This is a genomic window from Allobrachymonas sp. (assembly GCF_041912815.1).
Lineage (GTDB): Bacteria > Pseudomonadota > Gammaproteobacteria > Burkholderiales > Burkholderiaceae_C > Brachymonas.
In genome coordinates, this window is record NZ_JAYRLV010000004.1 from 152,735 (window position 1) to 162,278 (window position 9,544).

10 protein-coding genes and 1 tRNA gene are annotated in these 9,544 nt (G+C 57.4%); 9 read left to right on the plus strand and 2 right to left on the minus strand.

The window, feature by feature from the left end; all coding sequences use genetic code 11:
* The first annotated feature begins 151 nt into the window (after positions 1–151).
* The 9 genes from tolB (at position 152) to ACE3P9_RS05590 (ending at position 8,807) form a co-directional block, all read left to right on the plus strand.
* Positions 152–1,513, plus strand: coding sequence for a Tol-Pal system beta propeller repeat protein TolB (gene tolB, locus ACE3P9_RS05550; RefSeq protein WP_374492297.1), 1,362 nt, complete (start codon positions 152–154; stop codon positions 1,511–1,513).
* 78 nt (positions 1,514–1,591) lie between these two features.
* A complete protein-coding gene (locus ACE3P9_RS05555; protein ID WP_374492298.1) occupies positions 1,592–2,095 on the plus strand; it encodes an OmpA family protein in 504 nt (167 codons plus the stop codon).
* A gap of 135 nt (positions 2,096–2,230) precedes the next feature.
* The gene (gene ybgF, locus ACE3P9_RS05560) at positions 2,231–3,082 is read left to right on the plus strand and encodes a tol-pal system protein YbgF (RefSeq protein ID WP_374492300.1); all 852 of its coding nucleotides are present in this window, start codon (positions 2,231–2,233) and stop codon (positions 3,080–3,082) included.
* A gap of 272 nt (positions 3,083–3,354) precedes the next feature.
* Positions 3,355–4,164, plus strand: coding sequence for a ThiF family adenylyltransferase (locus tag ACE3P9_RS05565; protein ID WP_374492302.1), 810 nt, complete (start codon positions 3,355–3,357; stop codon positions 4,162–4,164).
* 69 nt (positions 4,165–4,233) lie between these two features.
* A tRNA-Lys gene (locus tag ACE3P9_RS05570) sits at positions 4,234–4,309 on the plus strand.
* Positions 4,310–4,502: 193 nt separating this feature from the next.
* Positions 4,503–5,414: an ATP-binding protein gene (locus ACE3P9_RS05575; RefSeq protein ID WP_374492304.1), complete on the plus strand. Its 912-nt coding sequence runs from the start codon at positions 4,503–4,505 to the stop codon at positions 5,412–5,414.
* A 26-nt stretch (positions 5,415–5,440) separates the two neighbouring features.
* Positions 5,441–6,742, plus strand: coding sequence for a hypothetical protein (locus ACE3P9_RS05580; RefSeq protein WP_374492306.1), 1,302 nt, complete (start codon positions 5,441–5,443; stop codon positions 6,740–6,742).
* The gene (locus tag ACE3P9_RS05585) at positions 6,739–8,181 is read left to right on the plus strand and encodes a hypothetical protein (protein WP_374492308.1); all 1,443 of its coding nucleotides are present in this window, start codon (positions 6,739–6,741) and stop codon (positions 8,179–8,181) included. The genes ACE3P9_RS05580 and ACE3P9_RS05585 overlap by 4 nt, the downstream gene beginning before the upstream one ends.
* On the plus strand, positions 8,178–8,807 hold the full coding sequence (locus ACE3P9_RS05590) for a flagellar motor protein MotB (protein ID WP_374492310.1): 630 nt from the start codon (positions 8,178–8,180) through the stop codon (positions 8,805–8,807). Before ACE3P9_RS05585 ends, ACE3P9_RS05590 begins: the two co-directional genes overlap by 4 nt.
* Before the next feature lie 131 nt (positions 8,808–8,938).
* Here ACE3P9_RS05590 and ACE3P9_RS05595 read toward each other — a convergent pair whose 3' ends face one another.
* A complete protein-coding gene (locus ACE3P9_RS05595) occupies positions 8,939–9,148 on the minus strand; it encodes a hypothetical protein (protein ID WP_374492311.1) in 210 nt (69 codons plus the stop codon).
* A gap of 181 nt (positions 9,149–9,329) precedes the next feature.
* A partial coding sequence (locus tag ACE3P9_RS05600; RefSeq protein WP_374492313.1) for a transposase occupies positions 9,330–9,544 on the minus strand: 215 nt, incomplete at its 5' end.

A 9,544-nucleotide genomic window follows, 5' to 3' on the forward strand; every position in this document is an offset into this window, starting at 1 on the left:
GGCTCGCAGGGCGTGGCTTTTTTGTGCTGCTTCGTTCTGTCCTCTTCGGTTTCTTTCCTCTCCGTCCCCGGCCCGCATACTTCCCTGATTTTCGAGATGCATTCGGTTCTGTTCCGACAGGCATCCACCTACGTATCCGCATACGATGAAGATGAAGTCTTCCCTTTCGATGGCACGCTGCCAGGGTTCGCCCTCGCTGGCAGGCGGTGTGCGCACGTCCTACCCTTTCTGGCAGGGGCGGTGGGTTGCCGCTGCGTTGCTGCTGGGGGGGCTGTGGGTGGCATCCGGCCCGGCTCTGGCGGCCGAATTCAACGTGACCATCGTCGGCCCCGGCAGCAGCACCCAGTACCCCATTTCTCCGGTGCCCTTCCGGGGTGAAGCCGCCGTGCCCCAGCGCCCCTCGGCCATCATCGGCGCCGATCTGGTGCGCACGGGGCTCTTTCGCACCGTAGCGGTGGAGGCGGGTGCGCTCGACGAGCGCAGCCATCCGCCCCAGGCAGTGTTCCGGGCAGCCGGGTCCGACTACGCCGTGGTGGGCAGCGTGCAGGCCGAAGGAGCAGGGCGATACGCCATGCGCTTTCACCTGTGGGACATGGCCCGCAACCAGGACATGGGCGGCCAGAACTACCAGGTGCCGCAGGCCGACCTGCGGCTCGCCTCGCATCGGGCCGCCGACTGGATCTATGGCCGCATCACCGGGCGCAAGGGCGTGGCCGCGAGCCGCATCTCGTATGTCACCCGCTCCAGGGGGCGCTATACCCTGTGGGTGTCCGACGCCGATGGGCAGAATGCCCAGCCGGCCCTGAGCAGCCGGGCCTCCATCATCTCCCCGAGCTGGTCGCCCGACGGCAGCAAGATCGCCTACGTCTCCTTCGAGCTGGGCAAGCCCGTGGTGTACGTGCAGGACGTGCGCAACGGCAGCCGGCACGTGGTGGCCAACTTCAAGGGGTCCAACAGCGCGCCCGCCTGGTCGCCTGACAGCTCCCATCTGGCCGTCACCCTCACCCGCGACGGCACCTCGCAGATCTATCTGGTGCCCGCCACCGGCGGCACGCCGCGCCGGATCACGCACAGCAGCGCCATCGACACCGAGCCCGTGTTCAGCCCGGACGGCAAGTCGATCTACTTCGTGAGCGATCGTGGCGGCTCGCCGCAGATCTACCGCTCCTCGCTCGACGGCGAGCAGGTTCAGCGCCTGACCTTCCAGGGCAGCTACAACATCTCGCCCACCGTCAGTGCCGACGGCAAGACCCTGGCCTTTATCACCAACGCGCGCGGCGGCTACCGCGTGGCCGTGCTCGATCTGGGCAGCGGCACCATGGACGTGGTCTCCAGCACCAGCAACGACGAAAAACCGAGCTTTGCCCCCAACAGCCAGCTCATCATCTACGCCACCCACACGGGCGGCGGCGAGGCCCTCATGACCACGACGGCCGACGGCAGCGTCAAGACGCGCCTGTCCGGCCATCCGGGGGACATCCGCGAGCCGGCCTGGGCGCCGCTCACCCCCTGACCCCGATGTTCAGCCTGTGCCCCGGACCGCATCTCCCCGGCGCAGGCCCTGTCGTTGACTCTCCCAAGAGGAAAAACCATGCAACGTACCCTGCTGATTCTTGCTGCCACCCTGTCGCTGGCGGCCTGTTCCACCACCAAGCTCACCGAAGGCGCCAACGGAGCCGCCGGTGCCAATGGCGCGGGAGGTGACAGCTCCGTCGCCTCCGTGAGCACCGACGACGGCAGTGCCAGCCGTGGCGGGCCGCAGAACGTGGCCTCCGTCATCCACTTCGACTTCAACAGCTATGTGGTGCGCCCCGACGCGCGCCCCGTGGTCGAAGGCCATGCCGCCTTCCTCAAGAGCCATGCCGCTTCGCGCGTGCGCCTCGAAGGGCATACCGACGCCGTGGGCGGCCGGGAATACAACCTGGCACTGGGGCAGAAACGCGCCGAGGCAGCACGCCGTGCGCTCAACCTGCTCGGCGTGCCCGACACCCAGATCGAGGCCGTGAGCTTCGGCAAGGAACGCCCGGTGGTGCCCAACGTCGGTGCCGACGAACGCAACCGCCGCGTCGAATTCGATTACAACTACACCAAGTAAGTGAGCTGTCGGCCTCCGGCCGTCTTCCCTCGCTGCAGTTCCCGTGCCTCTGCGGTCCGTCTGAAGTGCCCCCTTGCACACAGCGCATAGAGCACAGAGGCCACGGGAATCTGCACACCATGCCCTGAGGTTTGCATGAACGTTCTTTTGCCGCATTCGCATTCCGTCTTTTCTGCCCGGCGCGGGGCCCTGCAGCCGCGCCTTGTGCTGCAGGCCGCAGTGACCCTGGCCTGCCTCGGCATGCAGCCGCTGGCCCACGCCGACCTGTTCGGCGACAACGAGGCGCGCCGCGCCATCCTGGACCTGCGCCAGCGCTTTCAGGCCATGAACGAGGACAACGCCCGCATGCGCAACAGCCTGCTGGAGCTGCAGAACCAGATCGACGCGCTCAAGGCTGACACGGCCCGCATGCGCGGCCATGACGAGGAATACAGCCGCGACATCGCCGACCTGCAGCGCCGCCAGAAGGACCTCTCCCGCGCCCTCGAAGACGCACGCCCTGCCACCCCCGCAGCCGCCCCGGCACGCAAGCAGGCCGCCTCCGCTCCCCAGGACGATGGAGACGGCGACCCCGATGCCCGCTCCGCAGCTCCGGCCCATGCCGCTGATTCCGCCCGCGAAAAAGCCGAATTCGAAGCCGCCATCAACCAGTTCCGCAGCGGAGCCTATGCCAAGGCCCAGACCGGCTTCCGTGCGTTCCTGCGTGCCCATCCGCGCAGCAGCCACCGGGTGCTGGCGCAGTTCTGGCTCGGCAATTCCGACTACGCCCTGCGCGACTACAAGGGTGCCATCGCCAATTTCCGGGCCGTCGTGAGCCAGGCGCCCAACCACGAACGTGCCCCCGAGGCGCTGCTCTCCATCGCCAACTGCGAGGTCGAGCTGCACAACACCGCCGCAGCCCGCGCCGCGCTCGAACAGCTCATCGCCCGCTACCCGCGCTCCGAGGCCGCCCAGGCCGGCAAGGACCGGCTCGCCCGCCTCAAGTAAGCCTTGCCGCAGGGCAGGGTTGGGCAAAACAAGGCAGGGCGACGATGGTTCCCATCGTGTACAGTCGGGGCCGCCGCCTGGCGGCGTGTGTGTCTTTCCCTCTTTTCGCCCGAGCTCAGGTTGCCATGTTCTGCCCAAACGGGGGACTCGCACCGGGCAGCAGGCATCCCGCACCCTGCCTGCGTCGCGCCCCCTGCTGGCCCTGCATCTGCTCCTGTACTGCCTTCGCTTGGCCCCAACGAAGGGCGCGGGCATCTTTCCTGCATCATGACATGACTGCTTCTTCTGCCGCTGCCCCCGCTTCTCCCCTGTTCCCGCCCGATCACGCGCGCCGCTTTGGCGGGGCGTCCCGGCTCTATGGTGCAGAGGGTGCGCGCCGCATTGCCGACTCCCATGTGGTGGTGGTCGGCATCGGGGGGGTGGGCTCCTGGGCAGCCGAGGCCCTGGCACGCACCGGGGTAGGGCAGCTTACCCTCATCGACATGGATCACGTGGCCGAATCCAACATCAACCGCCAGATCCATGCCACCGATGCCACCCTCGGGCAGGCCAAGATCGACGCCATGCGCGAACGCATCGCCAGCTACCACCCGGAGGCGCATGTGCAGGGCATTGACGACTTCGTCACCCCCGACAACTGGGAAGCCCTCGTGCCCGCCGATGCCACCGCCGTCATCGACGCCTGCGACCAGGTCGCCGCCAAAACCGCCATGGCCGTCTGGGCCCGCCGAAGCCGCACCCCCCTTGTCACCGTCGGGGCCGCCGGCGGCAAGGAACTCGCGCACCTCGTGGATGTGGACGATCTGGCCCGCGTCACCCACGACCCCCTGCTCGCCCAGCTCCGCTACCGGCTGCGCCGCCACCACGGGGCCCCCCGCGAGGGCAAGACCATCGGCGTGACCTGCGTCTTCAGCCGCGAAGCCGTGCGCATGCCTGCCGCCCCTGAGACCAGCTGCGACGCCTCTCCCGCCAGCGACGGCACCCTCAACTGCCACGGCTATGGCTCCGCCGTGGCCGTCACCGCCACCTTCGGCATGAGCGCAGCCGGCTGGGTCCTTAAAAAAATTGCCTCCAGCTGCTGAATGCTGGGTCAATGCTGCTAGAATGCTCGTTTCGATTCAGGCAATGCTGAGTTGCCTGAGCGAGCGAGTGGGTCGTTAGCTCAGTTGGTAGAGCAGCGGACTTTTAATCCGTTGGTCGCAGGTTCGAATCCTGCACGACCCACCACCCATTCCAATCAAAAAGCACCTACAGCGATCGCGCGGTAGGTGCTTTTTTGTTGTGTGTGGCGTTTTCTTGGAGACATTCATCTCAGGCGATAGAGTTTTCTTGATTCGCGAGGCGCTTCGGGTCTCCTTGCGCATCAGTTCTGTAGAATGACGGCCATCTTCATATGGTCCAATTTTGGAATTACTGCTCCATGACTACTGCAGAGGACTCGGCTGACACATCAACCTGCTCGCCGCATGCCGTGCGTACGCCACGTACCACGTTGGATGGTGATGTAGTGTTGGCACCAGAAACCCGGCGTATTTTTGATGAGGCCATCGGTGCGATGCGTCATCACAAGACTATCTATTCTGATTGGGGTTTTGGTAGTGTCGACCCGACGGGCCGCAATATGATCCTTAATTTCTATGGACTACCGGGCACCGGAAAAACCTTGGCCGCAGAGGCTCTGGCTGGAACATTAGGGCTGCCTTATATTCATCTAGGGATAGCAGAGCTCGAAAGTAAATTTGTCGGTGAGACCGCCAAAAACATTAGCGCAGCTTTTAATACTGCCGCCATGGAAGGTGCGTTATTGTTTTTTGACGAAGCTGACACGCTACTTGGCGCACGCCTGTCTTCTGTCACGCAAGGCATTGACAACGAAATCAATGCCATGCGTTCTACGCTGCTTATTGAGTTGGAGCGCTTCGAAGGTGTTGCAGTGTTTGCAACCAACTTTGCAAGAAATTATGACAATGCCTTTGTTAGTCGTATCCGTTACCACATCGAATTCAAGCTGCCAGATCTTGAGGGGCGCAAACAGCTTTGGTCCAAGATGCTGGTGCCGGGCGTGCCTTTGGAAGAAGATCGTGAAACGCTGATTGAGCGCTGCGCTACGGAGTCAGAAGGCTTTTCTGGAAGAGAAATCCGCAACGTATTACGCACAGCTTTTCCGCGCGCTATACACGACAATGTGCAGAAGCCATGTGTGCAATGGACGCATTTAGAATCGGCTATCGCTGATGTGCGAACAGCGCGCCGCAATGTAGGGAGAAATCTCCATGCTGAAGATGGTAGAAAATCCAGTGCGGAAGCCGGACGGCGGATGTTGGGATTCTAAAATTCATAACAGAGAAGGGGGTCATCATGGGATGGTTTAGTAGTGTGTGCAGCAGTGTAGGAAGTGCGATCGGAAGTGCAGTCAGCAGCATTAGTAGCACATTAAGCCAAGCGTATAACACTGCAAAGGAATATGCAGGTAAGGCCATCGGGTGGATGGCCGAAAAAGCTGAAGGCTTTGTTGATGGAGTGAAGAAGGTCTGGCAGACTGTAAAACCCTATGTAGAACACTTCCGTGCCGGGCTGCGTCTGGCAGCCGTTGCTACTCAGGGGATTCCGTGGCTCAGCGCTGCACTGACCTTTTTGGAGAAGGGGTTGGGAGCATTGACCGCATTTGAAAATTCTCCCATTGCCAAGAAGATTGATGAGGCAATCAAATGGGGAATTCAGCTAGCCCAGCGCTGGCAGGAGCGGAGACAAAAGAATGAAGTGGAAGATGAAATTACCGACGAGGAGCTGGAGAAAGCACGGCAGCACCAGAAGACCATGCGTTTGGCTGAGCGAGAGGCTCTCTCCGATGAGGAACGTCACCGCCTAGAACTGACTTCTGCCATCAATGATTATGAGATTGCAAAAAAAGATTTGGCGTTGATTATCGAGTCTGGGCCTTCCAATACGGAACACTACCTGAGGTTGCGTGCTACGCAAAAACTTCTGAAAATGTCTGACCAGAAGTTTCGGAACGCTCAAAGTATCGATGATCTTGGTGCGGATGATCTGTTCATCGTTCGAGTTGCTTCCGATCTCGTTAAACCCGATATGGAGTTGAGCAAGAAAGCTGCGGAGCGGTTGGATCGTCTGCTGCTTCAAGAGTATGGAAAAACTCTACAATCCTTTGTTTATGAAGAACTGATTGCCTCTTGGAAGAAGCAAGCAGCAACGCTTGAAACAGAATTCAATGGGGCCAATAAAATCCTAGCCAAGCTCAAGGTCGACCTGAGGCGGCTTGAGAATGCCAAGAAGGTCCAGACTGAACTTGATAGCACGGAAGCGGAGGAACTTGCATCTCTCGAAAAGGCTGTTCCTGCCCAAGAATCATCTTTGAACAGCATTGCCATGCGTCGCCGTGATATTGATCGCTATGCCGATGCAGCTGAGGGTTTTCTTCAATTGTTGGAAAAATCAGAAGAACAGTTGGAGAAGGAAGATAGAAGTTACGTAATCGACGAAGGTGCTGCTGTGGGGGAAATTATTGTTAAGGTTGCTAATAAAGAAACCCCTTTCAGTCAACTTGCGCCTGAGGATCAATCTCTCATCAACGACTTTGCCAATATCTTCCGCAAGGAAGCACAGCAACGTATGAATTCTGTATTGGAGGTGTCCGTATGAGTAGTATCGCAGGAGAGCTTCTGAACTTTTTAACTCCGAAATTGGATGACCCGCTGCAGGTTGGTTTTTTGACTATCATCGTAGGTATGATTGGATATACCGTCATTAGTGCCCACTTGGTTGCTACTCCGGTGTCGTGGGAGAAAAAATGGAACCGTGGGACGCCGGACAGTAAAGACGATGATTTGGATATTGAGCACGGAAGTGTGACCGATCTTTGGTATGCTGTTGCCACGGCACCCGAAAAACTTGCAGAGATAATGCCAGGAATGTTGCTGGTGATTGGTTTGCTTGGTACATTCTTGGGTTTGGGTATGGCGCTCAATCATGCATCTAATATCCTCTCTCAATCTAATGCTATTGCTAGCAGCATGAGTGATCTGACTGGCATGCTGCAGGGCTTGGGTACTAAATTCAAGACATCTACCTGGGGTATCATAGGGTTTGTGCTACTTAAAATTTGGAGTGAGGTAACACGGCTTGATGAGAAACGTTTAGCCTGGGTCATCGATAAAGTCAAAGTTGAGTTGCGCCGTAAAAAAGCAGAACGCTTGGTTGAAGAGGGAAATAAGCAAAAGGCTTTATTTGAGTGCATTGTCCGTGCATCAGTGCGCATTGTTGAAGGGGTTCAGGCTGGATTCGTGAAGGTTGGAGAGGGTCAGCAAAAGCTGCTTGCCGGGATCGACCGTACTCTCACGCAGACGCAGGGTGAGATCAATGCTTCGCTGGCGCATATCCAAGAAACAAGCTTGATTTCAAGTACTGCTCTTTCCGGATTTACGCAGAACACTCAACAGATTATTCAGCAAATGGCTGATGCGGCAAAAGAAATGGTGGAAGGCTCTAATCAAGTATCTTCGGCCGCTAAAGGTCTTGAAAAGGTGGTCGATGAATTCGGAAGTGAATTCAAGGAGGTACTCGACAATGTGCGAAAGGACCTGGGAAGTGCTATCGAGACGATGAGCGAACGCTCTTCTGCTACCATGAAGGAGGGGAGCGAGAAGCTGAACGGCGCGACGAAAGAAATTTCCACCGCCTTGAGCGAGTTGTCCAAGGATGTAAAGGACACCATGAATAAGGTGGAATCCTCGATTGGAACGGCGTTGGAGTTGCAAAAGAAAGCCGCTATCGAATTTACTACTTCTACCCAGACGTTGAACGAAAACATTGAAACAACGACCCAGACGATGGAGAAGCTTGGAAAGGATATTACAAGCGGTATGAGTTCGGTGGCTGATGCTGGGCAGCGGATGGGGGGTATTGGTAAAAACCTCGACAGCATTGGAAAACGCCTTGAAAACCAAGTTCCTCTTCTAGAAAATATCTCAAAAAAGGGTGATGCTGATGCAAGCCAAGAAGCCGTTCAGAAACTCAGTAGCATTGAAAACATTCTGAAAGGCTTGACGAAGCAGAGTGCCTCTAAGGAAGTGGCTCTATGAAAGAAAAGCCTAACGAATGGATTGCTATTTCGGACCTGATGGCTGGCGTTATGGCAGTGGTAATGTTGCTGTTGGTGATTTCTGTCGTTCAGAAACAGGAAATGGCGCGTTTGGCGCAGCTTAAAGATCCTAGACAGCAAAAGTTAACTCAGTTGCTTGGCGAGCTGTCGACCTCTCTTTCACAAATTGCGGGAAAAGACATGGTGACGCTGGATGCTGCGGCAAAAAAAATTATCTTGCGTGATGGTGTTTTCAATAGGGGTAGCGCTTGTATGGCGACAGCCTCACAGCCAGCAATGGAAAACGTCCGGCAGAAGTTGTCGAGTTTTTTGCATGAAATCCCAGACGGTCGAGTGTATGTTGAGGGACATACTGACGATCGCCCTGTTCCACGACCGGTGACGGATTTTTCCACATATTGCACGGTTTATGACGATAATTACACTCTGTCGGCCGCACGTGCTCGAGAAGCTAGAAAAAGATTGGCATCTAATCTTCAGGAGATAGATGCTAAACGTATTGTTGTGGCCGGTTTTGGAGATTCACAGCCACTCGCAGGCATTCCGCATGAAGATGCGCGCCAGCGTCGTGTGGAAATTCGTCTGGTAATCCCTGATGGTTCGTGATTCATATGCCAGGGCGGTTTCCAATACAAAGCGCAACGCCCCAGCTGGCTACTAATGTACGTGTCAAGTCCCCGCAAGCTTATAGATCTGCCTGCCGAATAGGTGTCAAGTCTCGCCTGTTTGTGTATGTGTCAAGTCTCGCCTGTTTGTGTATGCGCTTCTTGAACAGCCCAGCTCTCCAGCGCCTCGCGGCGATAGTGGAAGACATCGTGGAGTCGCCCAATCGCGCACACCATCGGGACTACTGGGTTCACCTTGATAGATTTGAGCAAGAGCAGCAAGAGATGGCTAAATGGACGCTTGCCGGTAAGCAAGCTCAACTCAAAGAGAAGATGAGCCACGCGCCGAAAGATTGAGCCCGTCGAGCAACTTCGGGGTGCAACCGAAGACAAACTTCTATACAGAAGCGGGTGGCAAAGAAAAAGCATCGAGGATGGCCAATAGCCAATCTCCCGGACGTAGCGGTCACACTGAACTGAAGCGCCCCGGGTTTCGCAGAGGCCAGTTGGTTTAAGAACGTGTTCACAATCTTCTGAGCAAAAGAGCCAAGAACGCCAAGTGAACGAACTGCAAGCTGGTGTTGATCCATCGCTCATGGTTCTTCGAGAGTCTGCGGTTCTTCTCCAGCCACGCAAAGCTGCGCTCCACCACCCAGCGCTTGGGCATGACCCTGAAGCTGTGCAGTTCGCTGCGCTTGGCAATTTGCACTGTCACCTGTTCACCCAGCGTCTGACGCA